The following is a 20532-nucleotide window of genomic DNA, read 5'->3' on the forward strand; positions in this document are numbered from 1 at the left end:
CGAGGCACGGAGGGCGCGGCGATGCTCACAAAGAAGCAACTTCAACTGCTGGAATTCATTCACAAACGCCTGCAGCGCGATGGCGTGCCCCCCAGTTTTGACGAAATGAAGACCGAACTCGACCTCAGATCGAAATCCGGCATTCACCGGCTGATCACAGCGCTGGAGGAACGCGGCTTTATCCGCCGCCTGCCGCACCGCGCCCGCGCCATAGAAATCATCCGGCTTCCCGAAAGCCTCGGCGGCACGGCTGAGCCGCAAGGCTTCGCACCTCAGGTAATCGAGGGCGGCCAGGCACGGGTCAAGGCGCCGGTTCCTGCGCCTTCTGATCCGCAGCGCAACGCAGCGGTCGAACTGCCGGTGATGGGCCGGATTGCTGCCGGCGTTCCGATTGAGGCGATCAGCCAGGTCTCGCATCAGGTTGCGGTGCCGGGCGGCATGATCGCCGCCACCGGCCAGCATTACGCGCTGGAGGTCAAAGGCGACTCGATGATCGAGGCCGGTATCAACGACGGCGACATCGTGGTGATCCGCGAGTCGTCAGCTGCCGATAACGGCGACATTGTCGTGGCGCTGGTCGAAGGCCAGGAAGCAACGCTGAAGAAATATTTCCGCGAAGGCTCCGTGATCGCGCTGGAGGCCGCCAACCCGGCCTATGAAACCCGCCGCTACCCCGAAGATATGGTCCAGGTGCAGGGCCGCCTGGTCGGTCTGATCCGCACTTACTGACCGCCGTCCCCGTTCAGCAGCCGCCGCAGGCGGCGGATTTCCTGCCCCTCCGGCTGCCAGCCGGTCCAGGGCCGCTCGCCTGCAGCTTCCCGCGCTGTCAGCATCTCGCCTCCGCGCGTCATGGCAATGCTGCCTGTCTGCCGCATCACCTCTGGCGTCAGCAGCAGGCAGCCGCTCTCGCCTGCGACTGTGGAAACGATAATATCCTCTCTGTTACAATTGCTTGCGGCAGAAAGTTTGCGCTTGCCCGGCGCGTGAACCAAGCGGAAGCTGCTCCCGTTCCACACCGCCAATCCGTCCAGCCCGCCAGTCCAGCGGGCGGCGGCGGCGGGCTGGACCGCCGGATCGCCGTCATTCTCCAGCCAGATCCCCGCGGTGAAGCCCTGCGCTTTGGCACGAGACAGCGCACGCCCCTCCGGACCCATGACGCCGATTAGACCGCCAGAGTCGGCAATCAGGATGTGCGGGCGCTCTGCCACCGACCACAGCCCGAAGGCGGCAGCACAGGCTATCAGGCCTGCCAGCCGCAGCCGCCCCTGCCAGACCACTGTAAAAACGAACCCTCCGGCGAGCAGAGGCAGAACCCGCGGCCCCGGTGCGGCCACATGCGAAACGGACCCGTCAAATCCGGACACGGTCCGGGCGACCCAAAGGATCCACTCCATGCCCCATTGCATCACAGCCAGCCCGATCCACTCTAGCCCAAGCGGCGCCAGTGCAAGGGCTATCACACCAGCCGGAATCACCACTGTCCCCATTACCGGCACCGACAGCAGGTTCGCGAGCAGGCCGTAATGGGGGATGGTGTTGAAATGCGCCGCTGCAAAGGGCGCCGTGGCTGCCCCGGCCACAGCCGAGGAGATCACCAGCGCCGCAACGGTCCGCAACCAGCGCGGCCCCAGTGGTACCTCCCCGTCGCGGAGCGCGGCAAACACTGCGACCAGCGCCGCGGTGGCGGCAAAGCTCATCTGGAAGCCGGGGCTCAGCAGGCTCTCCGGCCTCCGCAGCAGCACGATCAGCGCCGCCACGGCCACAGCCCGCAAGGTGATCGCGCGCCGGTTCAACAGCACAGCGCCGAACATCACGGCGACCATGACAAAGGCGCGCTCGGTCGCGACATTGCCGCCGGACAGCAGCAGATACCCGGCTCCGGCCGCCAGCGCCGCACCTGCTGCCAGTTTCTTGACCGGCCAGCGCAGCGCGATCCACGGCACCAGGCACATCAGGGTGCGAAGCGCGGCAAATACAAATCCTGTCAGCAGCCCCATGTGCAGGCCGGAGATTGCCAGCAAATGCGCCAGGTTGCTTTGCCGCAGCGCAGTCAGCGTTGCCTCCCCAACGCCGCTGCGGTCGCCGGCGGTGACCGCAGCGGCAAACCCGCCCGCCTCGCCCGGCAGCGCCTGCTGCAGATACTGCGCCAGCGACCTGCGCAGACGTTCGACCGGCTGATCACCGCCGGGGGCCTCTGCCAGCAGCACCGGGACTCTCGTGTAGCCAAGCCCGCCCAGATGCTTGAACCAGGCGTGGCGGCGGAAGTCGAAGCCGCCGGGTTCGACCGGCCCCTGCGGCGGCAGCAGATGCGCTGTTGTCATCACCCGTGAACCGGGGTCCGGAAGGTCAGCCTGCCCTTTCAGCGAAATCCTGACGCGTTGAGGCGTGGCTGCAGGCGCAACCCGGTCCAGCCGCACCTGGTCCAGCGTCAGCCGCAGCGCATCCGTGGGAGAGCGGTCCACCGCTACCACCCGCCCCTCAACCGGACCGTAGTAACGGAAGTCCAGAACCGGGGCAGCGACCAGGTGGGTGCGTGCAAAGGCCAGGCAAATCCCTGCTGCCAGCAATGCGGGAACCCAGCACAGAAAGGCCATAGGCCGCCGTATCAGCGCGCCGGCGCCAAGCAGCAAAGCAACAGCTGCCAAGCCTGCAATCGCGGCCATGCCAGGTTCAGTTTTCAGGCTGAAGTAGGTGCCAATGCCCGCGCCCAGGAACACCGGCACCCAGGGAAACAGGTTGCCGCGCTGGCCTTGCAGAACGTCGCTGACCGCAGTTCCAAGCCCCATGCTTGCCCCCCGCCTTCTGGCCCGGTAGACAGGCGGAAACTCTACGCCTCACATGGTTTCCAAAAGGTAAATCCTGCACATGACCCAACCGGTTGTCACCCGTTTCGCGCCCTCTCCCACCGGCTACCTGCACATCGGCGGCGCCCGCACTGCGCTGTTCAACTGGCTCTATGCCCGCGGCCGCGGCGGCAAGTTCCTGCTGCGGATCGAGGATACCGACCGCGAACGCTCCACACCGGAAGCCACCGCCGCCATTCTGCAGGGCATGGAATGGCTGGGCCTTGACCATGACGGGGAGGTGATCAGCCAGTTTGAACGCGCGGACCGCCACGCCGAGGTTGCCATGCAGCTGCTGGCTGAAGGCAAGGCTTACAAGTGCTTTGCCACCCAGGGAGAAATCGCCGCCTTCCGCGACCAGGCCAAGGCTGAGGGCAAATCCACCCTCTACCGCTCGCCCTGGCGCGACGCGGCGGAGGCGAGCCACCCGGACGAGCCGTATGTGATCCGCATCAAGGCGCCGCAGGACGGCGCAACAGTCATCAAGGATGAGGTCCAGGGCGACGTCACCATCCGCAATGACCAGCTCGACGACATGATCCTGCTGCGCTCGGACGGCACCCCTGTTTACATGCTGGCGGTGGTGGTCGACGACCACGATATGGGCGTGACCCACGTGATCCGCGGCGACGACCACCTGAACAACGCCGCCCGCCAGATGATGATCTATGAGGCGATGGGCTGGGACGTGCCGGTCTGGGCCCATATCCCGCTGATCCACGGCGCGGATGGCAAGAAACTGTCCAAACGCCACGGCGCGCTCGGTGCGCAGGAGTATCAGGCGATGGGCTATCCGGCGGCTGGCATGCGCAACTACCTGGCCCGTCTCGGCTGGTCACACGGCGATGACGAGTTTTTTACGGACGCGCAGGCAAAAGAATGGTTTAATCTCGGCGGTATCGGCAAAAGCCCCGCAAGGTTTGACACCAAGAAGCTGGAGAATCTCTGCGGCCAGCACATTGCCGTCAGCGATGATGCCGCACTGCGGCAGGAAATTTGCGCTTATCTGGCGGCAGCCGGGGAACCCGCCCTGACTGACGCGCAGTCACAAGGGCTTGAACGTGCGATGTATTGCCTCAAGGACCGGGCGCGGACATTCCCGGAACTGCTTGAAAAAGCACATTTTGTTCTTGCCTCACGGCCTCTTGACCGGGATGCGAAGGCAGAAAAAGCACTGACATCTGTATCCGATGGTATACTGGGTGAATTGACGCCGCAGCTGCAAAATGCTAGCTGGGTCCGTGACGATCTGGAGGCGCTTCTGAACGCATTTGCAGAAGCACATGATACCAAGTTCGGCAAACTGGCCGGCCCCTTGCGGGCAGTGCTGGCGGGCCGGGCGGTAACGCCTTCGGTGTTCGACATGATGCTGATTCTGGGCCGCGAGGAAACCCTCGCCCGGCTCAAGGACGCGACAGGCTGACTGCGGTCTTAACACCCGGTAAAGCCTGTTTTGATACGACAACCCCTGCGCGAAACCGCGCAGGCGCTGCCCCGCATGAAGACGCCCGGACGGGGCAGCTTTCGTGCCTGCAACAGGAAGGGACATCTATGACCGAGACACAGAAATCTGCCACGCTCACGCTGAATGGCGAAAATTACGAGCTGCCCATTTTCTCGCCGACGGCCGGGCCCGATGTTGTCGACATCCGCAAGCTCTATGCGCAGGCAGGTGTGTTCACTTACGACCCGGGCTTCACCTCTACCGCCAGCTGCGACAGTACCATCACCTATATCGACGGTGACAAGGGCGAACTTCTGCACCGCGGCTACCCGATCGACCAGCTGGCGTCCAAGTCGCACTACCTCGAAGTCTGCTACCTGCTGCTCTACGGAGAACTGCCGACCGCAGCCCAGCTCGAGGATTTCGAGACCCGTGTGACCCGTCACACCATGGTGCACGAGCAGATGCACAACTTCTTCCGCGGGTTCCGCCGCGATGCGCACCCGATGGCGACCCTGGTGGGCGTTGTCGGCGCAATGTCGGCCTTCTACCACGACTCGCTGGACGTGACCGACCCCTGGCAGCGCGAGGTCGCCGCCGTCCGCCTGATCGCCAAGCTGCCGACCATCGCGGCGATGGCCTATAAGTACTCGATCGGCCAGCCGTTTGTGTATCCCAAGAACGATCTGGATTACGCCGCCAACTTCCTGCACATGTGCTTCTCGGTTCCGGCCGAAGAATACCATGTGAACCCGATCCTCAGCCGGGCGATGGACCGTATCTTGACCCTGCACGCGGATCACGAGCAGAACGCCTCCACCTCCACCGTGCGCCTGGCGTCCTCCTCCGGTGCGAACCCCTTTGCCTGTATCGCAGCCGGCATTGCCTGCCTATGGGGGCCGGCCCACGGCGGCGCCAACCAGGCCTGCTTGGAGATGCTTAAGGAAATCGGCACTGTTGACCGCATTCCTGAGTTCATTGAACGCGCCAAGGACAAGAACGATCCGTTCCGTCTGATGGGCTTTGGCCACCGCGTCTACAAGAACACCGACCCGCGCGCGACCGTGCTCAAACAGTCCGCGGACGAGGTTCTGGAGCTCTTGGGTGTTGATGACAACCCGCTGCTGCAGGTTGCCAAGGAACTGGAGCAGACCGCGCTCAACGACCCCTACTTCATTGAGAAGAAACTGTTCCCGAACGTCGATTTCTACTCCGGCATCATCCTGGAGGCGATGGGCTTCCCGACCTCGATGTTCACCCCGATCTTCGCGCTGTCGCGCACCGTCGGCTGGATCTCGCAGTGGAAGGAAATGATCGCCGATCCGCAGAACAAGATCGGCCGCCCGCGCCAGCTGTACCTGGGCGAAACCATGCGCGACTATGTCGACATCGAACAGCGCTGACCGCGCGGAAAATCTCTGGGGAACGCCTCGCAAGCTGCGGGGCGTTTTCTTTTTTCCGGCATTTACCAAGGATGGCCAATCCTCCAGGTTTTCCAGGATTGTTTCCTAAAGAGTTTCAATATTTAAGAGAATTTGACTGTCTCTGCACAACCCACTACTGAACAGAAAAGTTTACTTTCTGCTGGCGGTGCATTTCTCCTGGAATTGCGGAGTGCGCTCCAGCGGGCAGCGGCGGGATTGAAGACATGGAACTATTGCTTCTGCTGGGTATCGGCCTGACCATTGGCGGCATCGCCCTTGCGCTGGATGATGATGATGACGTTGCAGGTGAGAAAATCACCGGCTCAGAAGAAAACGACGACCTTGCCGGGGCCGAGGGCAACGACACGGTTTTCGCCGGGGACGGCATTGATATCGTGGACGGACACGGCGGCGACGACCGCCTGTTCGGCCAGGAGGGCGAAGACCTGCTGGTGGGCGGCGAAGGCAATGACTTCCTGCGCGGCGGCGCGGATGCCGACCTGATCCTGGATGGCACCGGCAATGACACACTCATCGGGGGTCTGGGCGACGATCTCATTGTTGCAACCAGCGCGTTAGATCCCACTGCCACAATCGAAGCCCTTCGCAACTGGATCGCCAATGACGATCCTGATGAGGCTATTCAACTGGACTTCGATCTGAGCGCAGATACAGATGATGATGCAGACGTGGTCATCGGCGGGTTTGGGGATGATGATGTATATGCCGGCAGCGGTGATACAGTCAGCTTGGGTGCGGGAGAAGATGCCCTGGTTCTGGGTGATTGGATCGAACCCGGGGATGAACCGGTGGTTCTGACAGACTACAATTCGCTCGAAGACTTGCTCGTCTACAATTATGACGGCAGCGGTCCGGCCCCGGAAATCACGGTTGAGGACGTCCCCGCTGAATCTGGCGGTGAAGACGATGCTTTGCTCAAGGCAAACGGGTCAGTCTTCGCCCGGATCGAAGGAGCCGGCGGATTGATCTCTCCGCACAATATTTGGCTTCTTGAACGCGCGTAACGGATGCCGGAGCCTCCGGCACCCGCTGTTTTCCAAACCTCTCAGCGCCCCTCGAATTTCGCGGGGCGCTTTTCCATGAACGCGGTCACGCCTTCCAGGAAATCACGGGTCTTGCCGCATTGCCCCTGCAGATGCGCCTCTTCCGAAAGCTGCTCTGCCAGGGTGCGGGTGTAACTGTCGCGCAGGGCTGTCTTGGTTGCTGCCAGCGCCTTGGTCGGGCCTTCGGCCAGATAGGCCGCGCGCGCGCGCCAGTGGGCATCGAACTCCGCGTCCGGCACCGCTTCCCAGATCATGCCCCAGTCGCTGGCTTGCTGCGCGCTGATGCGGTCGGCAAACAGCGCCGCTCCCGTGGCCTTGGCCAGGCCAACCTGGCGCGGCAGGAACCAGGTGCCGCCGGCATCGGGGATCAGGCCGATCCTGGTAAAGGCCTGCATGAAAAACGCGCTTTCGCAGGCAATCACCACATCCGCCGCCAGCGCCAGGTTGGCACCGGCCCCGGCTGCGGCCCCATTGACCGCAGCGATCACCGGCACCGGGCAGTCATAGATCGCCTGCAGCATCGGCAGGTATTCATCCCGAAGGGTGCGCTCCAGATCCAGCTTGCCGCTGTTGCCGGCATCGCTCAGGTCCTGGCCGGAGCAGAAGGCATCGCCTGCGCCCGTCAGCACCACTGCCCGCGCCTCACCCGCGGCCAGCCGCATCGCGTGGGTGATCTCGGACCGCATCCGGCTGGTCAGCGCGTTTTTGCGTGCCTCCCGGTTCAGCGTGATAACCGCCAGCCCGTCCTGCAGCGAAAACAGGATTTCCTTGTATTCCATCGTAGTGCCCTACCTAAAATCAGCTTTGGGCCGCGCGATCAGTCTGCACGCGCAGCCGGTTGGCAGGCATCGTGGCGCAAAGCGCGCGGGCCGGAAAGACAGACCCGGCGTCAATCCTCCAGGATTTTCCTGAGCCGTTCCTGCTCTTCCGCACTTAAACGCTGCTCCGACGCCTTGGGCGCCAGGGCGCGGCCGCGGACATAGAATATCCCGATCACCAGCGCTGCCAGCAGCATAAGGGGGCCGGCCGCCCAAAGCAGCAGGTTGGCCCCATGTGCCGTCGGCTTCAGCAGCACATATTCGCCATAGCGGTCGACGATGAAATCAATCGCCTCCCGGTCGCTGTCCCCGGCCACCAGCCGCTCGCGCAGCAGGACCCGCAGGTCGCGGGCCAGGTCGGCGTTGGATTCATCAATGCTCTCATTCCGGCAGACCAGGCAGCGCAGGCCCTCCGACAAGCCGCGGGCGCGGGCCTCCAGCGCCGGGTCCTCCAGCACCTCATCCGGCTCCACGGCCAGCACCGGCGCCGGGACGAACACGGCAAGCGCCATCAGCGCGGCCAGGGCAAGGATCAGAAAACGCATCTGTTTCATTCCGCTGGCACTCCCGCCGAAGCTGTCTTGCGCGCGCCCGCCGCGACCCGGAACCGCCGGTCGCTGAGGCTGAGAAGCCCGCCAAGGGACATCAGGATGCAGCCCGCCCAGATCCAGTTGGCAAAGGGCTTGATGTAGGTCCGCATGGTCCAGCTGCCGTCCGCCTGCTGATCGCCCAGAACCACATAGAGGTCACGGGTCACCCGGTAGTCGATCGCCGCCTCGGTGGTCGGCATCTTGGCGACCGGGTAGTCGCGCTTCTCGGGGAACATCACCGCTTCGGGGCGGCCATTGCGGGTGACCTCGACGCGGCCCTTGGTGGTGAAATAGTTCGGCCCCTGCTCGCGGCTCACATCCGTCAGCACCAGCGTGAAGGCGCCGACTTCAAACGGCTCTCCCAGCCGGGCAACGCGGATGTCCTCCTGCTCCCAGGCGGTCAGGCCTGCGATGGCAAAGATAGTGATGCCAAGGCCGCCATGGGCCACCGCCTTGCCCCAGTCCGCCCGCGGCAGACGCAGCATGCGGCCCAGACGGTTCGCTTTGCCGCCGCGCAGCCACAGATCCGCCAGCGCGCCAAACACCATCCAGGAGCCGAGGAACAACCCCACCGGACCCAGCGCGGAGCGGCCGGTTTGCATTGCCCAGGCCAAGACGCCCAGCGACACTGCCAGCACGAACACATAGCGCAGCTGCCAGGCCACCCGGCCAATCCGCCCGCGTTTCCACGGCAGCATAGCGCCCACCGGCAGCAGCAGCCCCAGCACCACCATGAACGGCGTGAAGGCAGAATTGAAGAACGGCGGGCCGACGCTCAGCTTACGGGCAAAGACCATCTCCGCAACGATCGGCCAGACGGTGCCGAAAAACACGACAAAGCAGCTGACCGCCAGCAGAATGTTGTTGGCAACCAGCGCGGTTTCGCGGCTGACCATGCCAAACACCCCTTTGGCCTCCATCGCCTGGGCGCGGGCAGCAAACAGCGTCAGCGCGCCGCCGGTGAAGAAGGCCAGAATGAACAGGATGAACACCCCGCGTTCCGGGTCGTTGGCGAATGCGTGCACGCTGGTGATGATGCCGGAGCGCACGATGAAAGTGCCGATCAGCGAGAAGCCGAAGGCCAGGATCGCCAGCAGGATGGTCCAGCTTTTCAGCGCCTCGCGTTTCTCAACAACGATGGCGGAATGCAGCAGCGCGGCGGCCAGAAGCCAGGGCATGAAGGAGGCGTTTTCCACCGGGTCCCAGAACCAGAAACCGCCCCAGCCCAGCTCGTAATAGGCCCACCAGGACCCCAGCGCGATGCCGATGGTTAGGAACACCCAGGCCGCCAGCGTCCAGGGCCGCACCCAGCGGCCCCAGGCGGCATCCACTCGGCCTTCGATCAGGGCAGCGACGGCAAAGGAAAACGCCATGCTGAGCCCCACATAGCCGAGGTAGAGGAACGGCGGATGGAACGCCAGCCCCGGGTCCTGCAAGAGCGGGTTCAGGTCCTGGCCGTCAAACGGCGGCACCGAAAGGCGCAGGAACGGGTTGGAGGTGAACAGGATGAAGGCAAAGAAGGCGACGCCAATGGCCGCCTGCACCGACAGCACCCGCGCCTTGAGTGTCGGCGGCAGCCCGCCGCCAAAGACAGAAGCCATGGCGCCGAACAGGCTGACAATCAGTACCCACAGCAGCATCGAGCCTTCGTGGTTACCCCAAGTGCCAGAGATCTTATACAGCATCGGCTTGGCCGAATGGCTGTTCAGTGTCACCAGTTTCAGCGAGAAATCCGAGGTGATGAAGGCCCACATCAGCGCGCCGAATGAGAACGCGGTGAACAGGAACTGCGCCTGAGCTGCGGGTTCCGCCACGGCCATCCAGCCGGGCCAGCGTTTATGGGCCCCGATCAAGGGGATAACCGCCTGCACAATGGCGATCATGAAGGCAAGAATTAGGGCGAAATGTCCGAGTTCTGTGATCATGTGCCGATGTGTCCATGCATGGAGTTCAGGGATGGGTTTCCTATACGCCTGTCTGCCGGCAGGGCCAATGGCAAACCCCGCGCCACGCCGCCGCAGAAGGCAAATTGTGATCAGCCGCGGCGGGTCTTCCAGGCCCGCAAGGCCGGGTTAACCTCCGTTTCGGTGGCGTCCAGACGGGCGGCTGCATCGGTGCCGGTAGCGGCGGCAGCAGGCGAGTCTGCCCGCAAGCTTTCCAGCACTGCGATGTTGCGGGCCACCTGCGGCGCCCGTGCCATGCTGGCGGCCAGCCCCTGCTGGAACTCCTGGCTTTTCATCTGGTGGCGCGCACCGAAGTAGAAGGAGACAATGACTCCCAAGAGCCACCACAAGGGCTCCGGCACCAGCGCCAGCCCTTGCATTCTTGCAGCAAACCAGACCGGATCGGTCAGAGCTGCCCCCATCAGCGCAAGGGTTCCAAGCGCCAGCAAGGGCCGCGGCAGCCGGTTCACACCGTCCATGAACCGGTCGAACCGGCTTTTGCCGCCATATTGAAACTCTGCCGCCAATTGCTCCAGCGCGGCGCCCTGCATTGCATGCGCCCGTTCTGCACCGGCCTCAGCGTTTTCCCGGAACACTTCAACAGTTTCCCGCAATGCGTTGCGATGGCTTCCAAAAATCAGCCCTAGAACATCCGTGATCAGCCCCATTCGGCAGTCCTCCGCTGAAATGCCTGCCGGCTCAGGTGATACTGGGCAGAGATGAATTCCTCCGCCCGTTTTATCCAGCCGCCCTTGGTTCCATCGCGGGCGCGGGCGAATTTGCGGCTGGCCGCGCGGCGGTCGGCGAGGCGGAAGTAGTAGTTCCGGCGGGCAATCCCGTAGGCGTCGCGCAGGGCGTCCGCGTCGACCAGGGCCGCCTGCTCTGCCGCCGAGGCGGTCTGCGGGCCGATGACCCCATCCACGGCAACGTCAAACCCCATATCGCGCAGCAAGTGCTGCAGGATGCGCACCGCATTGCTGCCTGCATTCACATACATGTCGAACACCGTCGCCTGCAGGCAGGGAGGAAGGCTGGCGATGCGGGGCGCCTCGTAATAATGGCGGATGAAAATCTCCACCGCCTGCGCCCGGCTGAGCGCCCGCACATCCGCGATCCCGACCCGCCCGTCGCCTGTCAGGTCCAGACCCAGCCGCCGCATCGTGCCGATGGTCACCCCGTATTTGGTGGCGCCGCCCGGATCAGCGGGGTCATTCACAAAACCGCCCTCGCGCGCCACGATCTGTTCCGCAATCTCAGTCACTGTCAGCATGTCACCTCACCACGTTCCGGTCCGGGTCATACTGCCGCACAGGGCCTAAGATCCCCTGACACCACCGTACGCTGGGTACGCAACACCCCTGCAGGGCGCTGCCGCGCCGCGCATCGCGCGGCGCCCGGCCCAACGCAAAACGCCCCCCGGAAGGGAGGCGTCTTTGGGGCGGGAGGGTTCCGTTCCGGACCCGGAGATCAGGTTGGTGATCAGGTTTCGGGTTCCTGATAGACCCCCTGTTCCTTCAGCGCGTCCATGACTTCCTTGGGCATATAGGTTTCGTCATGTTTCGCCAGGATTTCAGTGGCTTCAAAGACACCATTGACGTAGCTGCCGGTGCCCACCATGCCCTGGTTCTCCTCGAACAGATCAGGCAGCACGCCGGTATAGGCGACCTGCACCGTGGCGCCGCCGTCGGTGACGGCAAAGCGCACGGTCTCGCCCTGGCCGCGCTGCAGCGAGCCTTCGGCCACCAGCCCGCCGATGCGGAACACTTCGGAGGGTTTTGGCGGTTCCTCCGCCACCTGGCTGGGCGAACGGAAATAGTTGATCCCGTCCTGCAGGGCATAGCCAATCAAGGCGGTGGCAACGATCAGGGCCACCGCGGCAATGGCGATCACCTGGATACGGCGCTGTTTCTTCAGGTTCTTCATGGTGTCCTCATTTCAGGCCCAATCCAGCGCCGCCCCCGGATCAGGGGAACAGCGGCGCCATCATCAGGCCTTCGGTCTCTTCCTCACCTAACATCAGGTTGGCGTTCTGCAAGGCCTGGCCGCTGCTTCCTTTTGTCAGGTTATCCAGCGCCGCAATGACGATGGCACGGCCGTCGATCCGGTCCTGCGCCACGCCGATATGGCAGAAGTTGGAGCCGCGCACGTGATGGGTGCTCGGCGCCTCGCCAAAGGGCAGCAGCTCGATGAAAGGTTCATCAGCGTAAGCCTTGGCAAAGGTCTCATGGATCGCCTTGGCATCGCCCTTCACATAGACGGTTGCCAGGATGCCGCGGTTCACCGGCAGCAGATGCGGAGTGAACTGCACCTTGACCGGGCGGCCTGCGAGTTTGCTGAATTCCTGGTCAAACTCGCCCAGGTGCCGGTGGGTGCCGCCGATGGCATAGGCGTTGTAGCCCTCGCTCAGCTCCGCGTGCAGCAGGTTTTCCTTGAGCGACCGGCCGGCGCCGGAGACGGCGCATTTCAGGTCCAGGATGATCTCGTCCAGGTCGATGACGCCGGCTTCGATCAGCGGCCGCAGGGCGAACTGGCCGGTGGCGGCGTTGCAGCCGGTGCCGGCAACCAGCCGCGCGGATTTGATATCCTCCCGGTAAAACTCGGTCAGGCCATAGACCGCCTCTTCCTGCTGCGCCAGCGCGGCATGGGGGTTGCCGTACCATTTCTCGTATTCCGCCGGGTCGCGCAGCCGGAAATCAGCTGACAGATCGACAATCTTCAGGTCCTTGGGCAGGCCTGCGATCACTTCCTGGCTGGTCTTGTGCGGCAGCGCGCAGAAGCAGAGGTCGATATCCGCAAAGTCGATCTCGCCGATCTTGCACAGCACCGGCAGCTCCATATGGCGCAGGTGCGGGAACACTTCGGCCATGGTCATGCCGGCCTTGCGGTCGGCGGACAGCGCCGCGATCTCGATATTCGGGTGCTGGGCAATCAGCCGCACCAGTTCGGCGCCGGTATAGCCGGAAGCGCCAAGGATAGCCACTTTATGGGTCATGTCAGACCTCGTCTTTCGATGTGATATGCCGGTTCCGCAGCCATCTGCGGAGAGAAATAGGGAAAACCGCGCCCGCGCACTTTGACCTGGAACAAGGTTCCGGGACGTTTGCGCTCAGGCCGCCTGAAAGGTGATTTGTCGTCGGAGGAACTGGGTCGCGCGGTCGCTGACGCGGCCCGGATTCCCGGTGGTAAAGAACCCGCCCGCGCCATTGCCGTGCATGCCGGGGTGGCGGGTCAGGTAATCCGCCAGGCTGTCGGCCACCAGGCTGCCCTGGCTGAAGACCTTGACGTCCGGGCCCAGTGCTTCCTGAAACGTCTGCTCCATCAGCGGGTAGTGGGTGCAGCCCAGGATCGCAGCCTGCGGATGCGGCATCTTGCGCTTCAACGCATCGACGTGGGAGCGCACCAGCGCCTCCGCCAGGATCATGTCGCCGTCCTCGATCGCATCGACAACACCGCCGCAGGCCTGCGCCTCGACGTCGACGCCGATGGCGCGGAACGCCAGTTCCCGCTGAAAAGCCCGGCTGGCGACGGTGGCCGGCGTGGCGAACAGCGCCACGTGCTTCACCTCGACCTCGCGCGGCGGTGAGTTGTCGCCCCACTGCCGCTCGGTCAGCGCCTCGATCAGCGGCACAAAGACGCCCAGCACCCGCTTGCCCTGGGGCAGTCCGCCCTCCTGCATCCGGCGCAGCGCGGCGGCGGAGGCGGTGTTGCAGGCGAGGATCACCAGATCGCAGCCCTTGTCCCACATGTCATGAACCGCCGCCTTGGTCAGCTGATAGACATCCTCCGCATCGCGCACACCATAAGGCGCGCGGGCGTTGTCGCCGTAATAGAGGAAATCCACATCCGGCAGGCGCTTTTGCGCCGCGTCCAGGACGGTCAGCCCGCCCAGGCCTGAATCAAAGATGCCTACAGCCATGTCGCCTTCTCACGCGCGGTGTTTCTCTTCGAACTCAAACCCGTAACCGTAGGATTTGAGCGGTTCTGGAGAAAGCTCATACGTCGCTTTGCGCAAGAAATCCATAAGGGCTTTTGTATCACCTGCCAAAGGCGCCAGAGTGCCGCGGCCAATTGGTTCACCGATCACCACCCGGACAGGGGTATCAACGCGTTTGCGGAATTCCTGGATCAAAAGCCCCATGCGCAGGGTCGCGTGCAGGTGGCTGGCGATCTGGAACAGGCGCGAGGTGTGGCCGTCAAAGAACAGCGGCACCACCACGGCATCGGATTTGGCAATCATCCGGGCGGTGAAGCCGCGCCAGCCCGGATCCATCGGATGGCCCATGGGACGCGCTGCGGTGGACACGGTGCCGCCCGGGAAAATGCCGATGGCGCCGCCCTGCCCCAAGTAGCTGAGCGCCTCCTTGCGGGTTTGCAGGTTGGTCTGCATCGCCTCGCGGGTCTCGGCAAAATCCACCGGCAGGATCACCTTGTTCAGGTCCTCCGCCTTGCGGAAGACATGGTTGGCCAGGATGCGGAAATCGCCGCGGGTCTCGGCCAGGATATGCCCCATCATCAGCCCGTCGAGGATACCGTAAGGATGATTGGCAATCAGGATCACCGGCTTGTCCCGCGGGATATGCGCCAGCGTCCCGCCCGCGATATCCAGCGTCAAACCGTAGCGCTCCGCCATCACGGCCCAGAAATCCCGGCCCGCCGCCACCTCCTGTTCATAGCCGGCAGCGCGGCGGATCAGGTTCATCCGGCCGGTGGAGTTCTCCATCAGCCGGATCACCGCGCGGCCAGCGCGGGTGGACGCCGAATGGGCATAGGAAATGTCACGGGCGATATGGCGCTGGGCCTGCATCTGGGCGGGTCTCCGTCTGGTCATACCGGCCAGATAAGGCCGGCAGCGCTCTATGCAACAGCTCTGTGACAGCGATGTGACGGGTTGCGGGAATTTGCCGCTTCGCGCTGTTTGCAGCCTAGGCTGTTATCGCTTGTCTGCCGCCCATCAGCGGCAGCCCCTCCAGCCCGGCGCCGCGCCACAGCACATAGGTCAGGATCGGCTGTTCGCCTGTGTTCATCGCGTGCGGTTGCCAGCCGCCATGCAGGCGGGTTTCGCCCGCGCCCAGCCAGCGCTCACTCTCTTCGGTCAGGAACTGCGCCCCGCCGCCCAGCACCACATACAGCTCCTCTGCCTCGTGGCTGTGCCAGTCGTACTTCAGCCCGGCACCCCAATAGGCGATATAGCCGCGCAGCTGGGTGCTGCGGAAATGGCCGGTGGGTCCGAACAGTTCGAAATAGCCGTAGTTCTGCAGGAAATGCGCACCGACCTCGGCCTCGGTATAGGTCTGGATCCAATGCGCCTGATCAGCCGCGCTGCGCAGCGCGTCGACCAGCGGCTGGGTCTCGGGCGTGCCGGGCTGGGTGAACCCAGCCACCTGGCCTTGTGCGGGCATCGCCGCGGGGGCCAGTTCGGCAGGCTCCAGATCGCTTGGCCAAGGCGCGAACTCCCGCAAGGCGGGCAGTTGGTTGTGCAGGGTGCGGGCAGCCTGCAAGGCCTGTGAGAGGGACATCGGGCGGCTCCTTTCCTGTGCAGCGGCAACATGCTGTTCGGACCGAGCCTAGCGGCGGCGCGGCAAACCGCGCGCTGAAATGGCTGAAGAATACGTCAGAAACGACCATTCAGGAAAATTTTGCAGGCGGAACGGCAAGCGCCGCGCGTCAGCGCGGCGCCGGGCCCAACTGTCTTGGGCCTTTCTTTGAAAGGATCAAGGCGGGCGGGAGTGCCCCCCCCGCCTTGCCCAGTCTTACTCAGCAGTGTTACTCTGCCGCCTGTTGCAGCGGCACGCCGCCCTGGCGCAGCGCGGCCAGCAGCTCCTCGCGGCGCTTGGCAGCCTTCTGCTCGTTGGCCATCTTGACCGGGCCAAAGCCGCGGATCTGCAGCGGCAGTTCGGCCAGCGCCACCAGCGGCTCCATGATTTCAGGCGCGGCCTTCGGCAGCCATTCCTTCATGTCAGCCTCATACTGCTTGATCAGCGCGCGCTCCATCTTGCGCTCTTCGGTGTAGCCGAAGACGTCCAGCGGCGTGCCGCGCAAGCGTTTCAGCTTGGCCAGCAGGCGGAACCCGCGTTCCATGCTTGCGCCGAACTTGCGCTTCTTCGGGCGGCCGTTGGGATCGGTGCCGCCCAGCATCGGCGGCGCCAGGTGGTAGGAGAGCTTCAGATCGCCCTCAAACGCCTCTTCCGCCTTGGCTCGGCTGTCGAGCAGCAGGCGGGCGACCTCGTACTCATCCTTGTAGGCCAGCAGCTTGTGATAGCCCTTTGCCACCGCCTCTTTCAGCGCGGGATCATTGATGCCGTCCAAGAGCTTGCCATAGCGCTTGGCCAGCCCCTTGCCCTGGTAGGCCACCAGATGATCGGCGCGGAAGGCGATTTTCTCGTCCAGCGTCTTGGGCTTGTCCGCGGCCTTGGGCTCGATCAGCTTGGCGGCTTCTTCCGGGTGCAGCACCGCCCAGCGGCCGATGTCGAAGGCGCGCTTGTTGCGCTCCACCGCGGCGCCATTCATCTCGATCGCCTGTGCGATGGCCTCAATGCTGACGGGGATCAAACCTTTTTGCCAGGCGCCGCCGAACACCATCATGTTCGAGAAGATCGAGTCGCCCATGGTGGCGCGGGCCAGCTCGGAGGCATCAAACAGGTCCAACTGGTCGCGCAGACGCGCCTGCAGGGCCAGTTCCAGACGGTCGGACGGCACCTTGAACTCGGTGTTCTTGGTAAACTCGCCGGTGATGATCTCATGGCTGTTCACAACCGCGCCGGTCTTGCCGGTGGTGGTCAGGCCCAGGGTCTTGGCACCGGCGCTCACCACCAGGTCGCCGCCGATCAGGGCGTGCGCCTCGCCGGTGGCAACGCGGATGGCTGAGATATCCTCGGGCTTCTCCGCAATCCGGCAGTGGATATGCACCGCGCCGCCCTTCTGGGCGAGGCCGGCCATTTCCATCAGCCCTGCGCCCTTGCCGTCGATCTGTGCCGCCTGCGCCAGCACCGCGCCGATGGTCACAACGCCGGTGCCGCCAACGCCGGTGATCACAACGTTATGGGTGCCGTCAATCGCGGGCAGATCCGGCTGCGGCAGATCAGGCAGGTCCAGGCCCGCGGTTGCCTCCTTGCGGATCTTGGCGCCTTCGACGGTCACGAAGGACGGGCAGAAACCATTGAGGCAGGAGAAATCCTTGTTGCAGGACGATTGATCAATGGCGCGCTTGCGCCCCAGTTCGGTGTCCTTGGGCACGATGGAGACACAGTTGGATTGCACGCCGCAATCGCCGCAGCCCTCGCAGACGTCGGTGTTGATGAACACCCGCTGGTCCGGATCCGGGAACTGGCCGCGCTTGCGGCGGCGGCGTTTCTCGGCGGCGCAGGTCTGGATGTAGATGATGGCGGAGACGCCCTCGACCTGTTCGAACTCGCGCTGGATCTTCATCATCTCGGCGCGTTCATGCATCCGCATGCCGGCCGGGAACAAGGCCGCGTCCACATCTTCCTTTTCGTCATAGACCACGGCCATGGTCTTGACGCCCATCGCCTTCAGCTCATGCGCGATCTGCTGCGCGGTCAGCCCGCCCTCAGCCTGCTGGCCGCCGGTCATCGCCACCGCGTCGTTATAGAGGATCTTGTAGGTGATGTTGGTGCCCTCGGCCAAAGCCGCGCGGAACGCCTGCACGCCGGAGTGGTTGTAGGTGCCGTCACCCAGGTTCTGGAACACATGCTTGCGGGTGGAAAACGGCGCTTCGCCGACCCAGTTCACGCCCTCGCCGCCCATATGGGTGAAGCCGGTGGTTTCGCGGTCCATCCACTGCACCATGAAATGGCAGCCGATGCCGGCATAAGCGCGGGACCCCTCCGGCAGGCGGGTGGAAGAATTGTGCGGGCAGCCGGAGCAGAAATACGGAAGCCGGGTGGCGATTTCCTCGGCGTTGTCGGCGCGGCGCGCCTCTGCCAGCGCCTCCAGACCGGCCTTGATCGCCTCGGTCTCGCGGCCTTCCTCAATCAGAATGCCGCCCAGTTTCTCGGCGATCATGATCGGGTCGAGGGCGTATTTGGTCGGGAAAAGCTCTTCGCGGTGCATTCCGCCGGCGCCGCCCTTGTACCAGCCGTAAACCCGGCGGCCGCGGCGGTTGTCAAAGATCGCTTCCTTGATCTGGATCTCGATCAGCTTGCGCTTCTCCTCGACCACGACAATCAGGTCCAGGCCCTCGGCCCAGTCGTTGAAGCCCTTCATGTCCATCGGCCAGGTCTGCCCCACCTTGTAAGTGGTGATGCCAAGGCGCTCGGCCATGGTCTCGTCGATGTTCAGAAGCTTCAGAGCGTGCACCAGGTCGAGCCAGTTCTTGCCCGCGGCGACAAAGCCGATCTTGGCGCCGGGTTTGCCCCACATGCGCTTGTCCATCTTGTTGGCATGGCTGAACGCCTCTGCCGCAAAGCGCTTGTAATCGATAATGCGGTTTTCCTGGCGGAAGCGGTCGTCGTCCAGGCGGATGTTCAAACCATCTGCCGGCATGTCAAAGTCCGGGGTGACCAGCTGCATCCGCTCAGGGCGGGCGTCAACAACCGAGGTCACCTCGATGGTGTCCTTCATGGTCTTGAGGCCGGTCCAGAGGCCGGAGAAGCGGCTGAGCGCATAGCCATAGATGCCGTAATCCAGGATCTCCTGCACGCCGGCCGGGCTGACGATCGGCAGGTAACAGTCCAGCAGCGACCATTCCGACTGGTGCAGCACGGTGGAGCTTTCGCCGGTGTGGTCGTCACCCATCGCCAGGAGCACGCCGCCGTATTTGGAGGAGCCGGCCATATTGGCGTGGCGGATCGCATCGCCAGAGCGGTCAACGCCCGGGCCTTTGCCGTACCACAGGCCGAAGACGCCGTCGTATTTGCCCTCGCCGCGAACCTCTGCCTGCTGCGCGCCCCAGAGCGCAGTGACGGCCAGATCCTCGTTCAGACCGTACTGAAAGGTGACATCCGCCTCCTTCAGCTGCTTTTCGGCGCGGGACATCTGCAGGTCCACGGCCCCCAGGGGCGATCCGCGGTAACCGGTGACAAGCCCGGCGGTATTGAGACCCGCCGCCTTGTCGCGGTGCTTTTGCATCAGCATCAGCCGCACCAGAGCCTGGGTGCCGTTCAGCAGCACAGGCGATTTGGTCAGGTCGTATTTGTCGTTCAGCGTGATTTTCGGCGTGCTCATCGTGGCCTCCTCAACCGGGATTAGCTTGCACTTTCTGCCCGCAAGAATAGGTCATAATTGCTGACCTGAATAGCCGCATTTTTTTCGATTTTGCTCGCTTGCGCCGGGGAAACTGATACATAACTAAGATTTCATACAGTCGGCCCCGAACGGACAGAAAGTAACACATATGGATTGGGATAAGCTCAGAATATTTCACGCGGTGGCCGATGCGGGCAGCCTGACCCATGCGGGTGACAAGCTGAATCTGTCGCAATCCGCGGTCAGCCGCCAGATCCGGGCGCTGGAAGAAAGCCTCAATGCGACGCTTTTCCACCGCCATGCGCGCGGACTGATTCTTACGGAGCAGGGTGAGCTGCTGTTTGACGCCACCCAATCCATGTCCGCGCGGCTGGAAGCAGCCTCTGCCCGCATCCGGGACAGCGAAGAGGAAGTGTTCGGCGAGCTGCGGGTGACCACCACCGTGGGCTTTGGCACCCTGTGGCTGGCGCCGCGGCTGACCAAACTGTATGAACAGTACCCCAACCTCAAGATCGACCTGATGCTGGAGGAGCGGGTTCTGGACCTGCCCATGCGCGAGGCCGATGTGGCAATCCGCATGAAGGAGCCGAGCCAGGCCGATCTGGTGCGCAAGCGGCTGATGACGGTGCGGATGGGGCTGTATGCGACGCCTTCCTATCTTGAGAAGAATGGAAACCTGGAAACATCCGCGGACATCTCCAATCACCGGCTGATCTGCCAGAACCAGCATTCGGCCCAAGTGGGGTCCGCTGCGGTTCTCGGCAAGAAGCTGATGGCCTTGAACCCCGGTTCGCTGCTGACGGTAAATAATTACTTTGGCGTGCTGCAGGGCGTTCTGCACAATCTGGGCATCGGTATTCTGCCTGACTATGTGACCGAAGAATTCCCGCAGCTGGTCGAAGTTCTGCCTGAAGAGGTCCAGAACGAGGTTCCGGTCTACCTCGCCTATCCGGAGGAACTGCGCCATTCCCAGCGCGTTGGCGCCTTCCGGGATTTCGTTCAAAGCGAGATCATGGCACACCGCAAGCATATGAAGGAACTGGGCAAACTCTGAGCACCCGGACCGGTGTGGCGTGATGGTTTTACGGCTGCTTTACGGCAGCCGGGCCATCCGGCGGCAGATACACCCGTCAGCCATGCAAAAACCGCATAGCAGCATTGACGCTGATTTGGCGTAACTCCCCTTGAAGGGTAGGCCCATT

Annotated in this window: 17 protein-coding genes; 5 read left to right on the forward strand and 12 right to left on the reverse strand. The window is 63.6% G+C overall.

Annotated elements, in window-relative coordinates; translation table 11 throughout:
* Positions 1 to 21 precede the first annotated feature (21 nt).
* Positions 22 to 729: a transcriptional repressor LexA gene (gene lexA / locus K3725_RS08745; RefSeq protein WP_260018386.1), complete on the forward strand. Its 708-nt coding sequence runs from the start codon at positions 22 to 24 to the stop codon at positions 727 to 729.
* On the opposite strand, the gene K3725_RS08750 is transcribed toward lexA, so the two are convergent.
* Positions 723 to 2786: a ComEC/Rec2 family competence protein gene (locus K3725_RS08750; protein ID WP_260018387.1), complete on the reverse strand. Its 2064-nt coding sequence runs from the start codon at positions 2784 to 2786 to the stop codon at positions 723 to 725. The genes lexA and K3725_RS08750 overlap by 7 nt on opposite strands.
* 79 nt (positions 2787 to 2865) lie before the next feature.
* On the opposite strand from K3725_RS08750, the gene gltX reads away from it, so the two are divergent.
* From gltX to K3725_RS08765, 3 genes are all read left to right on the forward strand, one after another.
* Positions 2866 to 4266 (forward strand): glutamate--tRNA ligase, encoded by a 1401-nt coding sequence (gltX, locus tag K3725_RS08755; RefSeq protein WP_260018388.1) that lies wholly within the window; start codon positions 2866 to 2868, stop codon positions 4264 to 4266.
* A 128-nt stretch (positions 4267 to 4394) separates the two neighbouring features.
* A complete protein-coding gene (locus tag K3725_RS08760; RefSeq protein WP_260018389.1) occupies positions 4395 to 5690 on the forward strand; it encodes a citrate synthase in 1296 nt (431 codons plus the stop codon).
* Positions 5691 to 5935: 245 nt separating this feature from the next.
* On the forward strand, positions 5936 to 6736 hold the full coding sequence (locus K3725_RS08765; RefSeq protein WP_260018390.1) for a calcium-binding protein: 801 nt from the start codon (positions 5936 to 5938) through the stop codon (positions 6734 to 6736).
* A gap of 41 nt (positions 6737 to 6777) precedes the next feature.
* Here the strand turns inward: K3725_RS08765 and K3725_RS08770 are convergent, their stop codons facing one another.
* From K3725_RS08770 to K3725_RS08820, 11 genes are all read right to left on the reverse strand, one after another.
* Complete coding sequence (locus K3725_RS08770) at positions 6778 to 7554, reverse strand: enoyl-CoA hydratase-related protein (protein WP_260018391.1); 777 nt, start codon at positions 7552 to 7554, stop codon at positions 6778 to 6780.
* Positions 7555 to 7664: 110 nt separating this feature from the next.
* Positions 7665 to 8138: a cytochrome c-type biogenesis protein gene (locus tag K3725_RS08775; protein ID WP_260018587.1), complete on the reverse strand. Its 474-nt coding sequence runs from the start codon at positions 8136 to 8138 to the stop codon at positions 7665 to 7667.
* A 5-nt stretch (positions 8139 to 8143) separates the two neighbouring features.
* Positions 8144 to 10108 carry a heme lyase CcmF/NrfE family subunit gene (locus K3725_RS08780; RefSeq protein ID WP_260018392.1) on the reverse strand — a complete coding sequence of 655 codons (1965 nt, stop codon included), beginning with the start codon at positions 10106 to 10108 and terminating at the stop codon, positions 8144 to 8146.
* A gap of 110 nt (positions 10109 to 10218) precedes the next feature.
* The gene (locus K3725_RS08785; protein WP_260018393.1) at positions 10219 to 10794 is read right to left on the reverse strand and encodes a holin family protein; all 576 of its coding nucleotides are present in this window, start codon (positions 10792 to 10794) and stop codon (positions 10219 to 10221) included.
* Complete coding sequence (locus tag K3725_RS08790; protein ID WP_260018394.1) at positions 10785 to 11396, reverse strand: holin-associated N-acetylmuramidase; 612 nt, start codon at positions 11394 to 11396, stop codon at positions 10785 to 10787. Before K3725_RS08790 ends, K3725_RS08785 begins: the two co-directional genes overlap by 10 nt.
* Before the next feature lie 209 nt (positions 11397 to 11605).
* Positions 11606 to 12049 (reverse strand): cytochrome c maturation protein CcmE, encoded by a 444-nt coding sequence (ccmE, locus tag K3725_RS08795; RefSeq protein ID WP_260018395.1) that lies wholly within the window; start codon positions 12047 to 12049, stop codon positions 11606 to 11608.
* 40 nt (positions 12050 to 12089) lie between these two features.
* Positions 12090 to 13118, reverse strand: a complete 1029-nt coding sequence (gene argC / locus K3725_RS08800; protein WP_260018396.1) for an N-acetyl-gamma-glutamyl-phosphate reductase — start codon at positions 13116 to 13118, stop codon at positions 12090 to 12092.
* A 114-nt stretch (positions 13119 to 13232) separates the two neighbouring features.
* Entirely contained in the window at positions 13233 to 14042 is an 810-nt protein-coding gene (locus K3725_RS08805) for a glutamate racemase (protein ID WP_260018397.1), read from the reverse strand.
* A 9-nt stretch (positions 14043 to 14051) separates the two neighbouring features.
* A complete protein-coding gene (locus K3725_RS08810; protein WP_260018588.1) occupies positions 14052 to 14930 on the reverse strand; it encodes a lysophospholipid acyltransferase family protein in 879 nt (292 codons plus the stop codon).
* A gap of 118 nt (positions 14931 to 15048) precedes the next feature.
* Positions 15049 to 15642 carry a dimethylsulfonioproprionate lyase family protein gene (locus K3725_RS08815; RefSeq protein ID WP_260018398.1) on the reverse strand — a complete coding sequence of 198 codons (594 nt, stop codon included), beginning with the start codon at positions 15640 to 15642 and terminating at the stop codon, positions 15049 to 15051.
* 247 nt (positions 15643 to 15889) lie between these two features.
* Positions 15890 to 19309, reverse strand: coding sequence for an indolepyruvate ferredoxin oxidoreductase family protein (locus tag K3725_RS08820; protein WP_260018399.1), 3420 nt, complete (start codon positions 19307 to 19309; stop codon positions 15890 to 15892).
* A 169-nt stretch (positions 19310 to 19478) separates the two neighbouring features.
* Here K3725_RS08820 and K3725_RS08825 point away from each other — a divergent pair, with 169 nt between their 5' ends.
* On the forward strand, positions 19479 to 20384 hold the full coding sequence (locus K3725_RS08825) for a LysR family transcriptional regulator (protein ID WP_039182863.1): 906 nt from the start codon (positions 19479 to 19481) through the stop codon (positions 20382 to 20384).
* Positions 20385 to 20532: the final 148 nt, after the last annotated feature.

It is taken from the genome of Leisingera sp. S132 (assembly GCF_025144465.1).
Taxonomy (GTDB): domain Bacteria; phylum Pseudomonadota; class Alphaproteobacteria; order Rhodobacterales; family Rhodobacteraceae; genus Leisingera.

Coding starts and splice junctions, on each gene's coding strand:
- K3725_RS08770 (WP_260018391.1), bottom strand. CDS start 7,554: ATGGAATACAAGGAAATCCTGTTTTCGCTGCAGGACGGGCTGGCGGTT.
- K3725_RS08825 (WP_039182863.1), top strand. CDS start 19,479: ATGGATTGGGATAAGCTCAGAATATTTCACGCGGTGGCCGATGCGGGC.
- K3725_RS08805 (WP_260018397.1), bottom strand. CDS start 14,042: ATGGCTGTAGGCATCTTTGATTCAGGCCTGGGCGGGCTGACCGTCCTG.
- ccmE (WP_260018395.1), bottom strand. CDS start 12,049: ATGAAGAACCTGAAGAAACAGCGCCGTATCCAGGTGATCGCCATTGCC.
- K3725_RS08815 (WP_260018398.1), bottom strand. CDS start 15,642: ATGTCCCTCTCACAGGCCTTGCAGGCTGCCCGCACCCTGCACAACCAA.
- K3725_RS08810 (WP_260018588.1), bottom strand. CDS start 14,930: ATGCAGGCCCAGCGCCATATCGCCCGTGACATTTCCTATGCCCATTCG.
- argC (WP_260018396.1), bottom strand. CDS start 13,118: ATGACCCATAAAGTGGCTATCCTTGGCGCTTCCGGCTATACCGGCGCC.
- K3725_RS08750 (WP_260018387.1), bottom strand. CDS start 2,786: ATGGGGCTTGGAACTGCGGTCAGCGACGTTCTGCAAGGCCAGCGCGGC.
- K3725_RS08785 (WP_260018393.1), bottom strand. CDS start 10,794: ATGGGGCTGATCACGGATGTTCTAGGGCTGATTTTTGGAAGCCATCGC.
- gltX (WP_260018388.1), top strand. CDS start 2,866: ATGACCCAACCGGTTGTCACCCGTTTCGCGCCCTCTCCCACCGGCTAC.
- K3725_RS08775 (WP_260018587.1), bottom strand. CDS start 8,138: ATGCGTTTTCTGATCCTTGCCCTGGCCGCGCTGATGGCGCTTGCCGTG.
- K3725_RS08790 (WP_260018394.1), bottom strand. CDS start 11,396: ATGCTGACAGTGACTGAGATTGCGGAACAGATCGTGGCGCGCGAGGGC.
- K3725_RS08780 (WP_260018392.1), bottom strand. CDS start 10,108: ATGATCACAGAACTCGGACATTTCGCCCTAATTCTTGCCTTCATGATC.
- K3725_RS08760 (WP_260018389.1), top strand. CDS start 4,395: ATGACCGAGACACAGAAATCTGCCACGCTCACGCTGAATGGCGAAAAT.
- lexA (WP_260018386.1), top strand. CDS start 22: ATGCTCACAAAGAAGCAACTTCAACTGCTGGAATTCATTCACAAACGC.
- K3725_RS08765 (WP_260018390.1), top strand. CDS start 5,936: ATGGAACTATTGCTTCTGCTGGGTATCGGCCTGACCATTGGCGGCATC.
- K3725_RS08820 (WP_260018399.1), bottom strand. CDS start 19,309: ATGAGCACGCCGAAAATCACGCTGAACGACAAATACGACCTGACCAAA.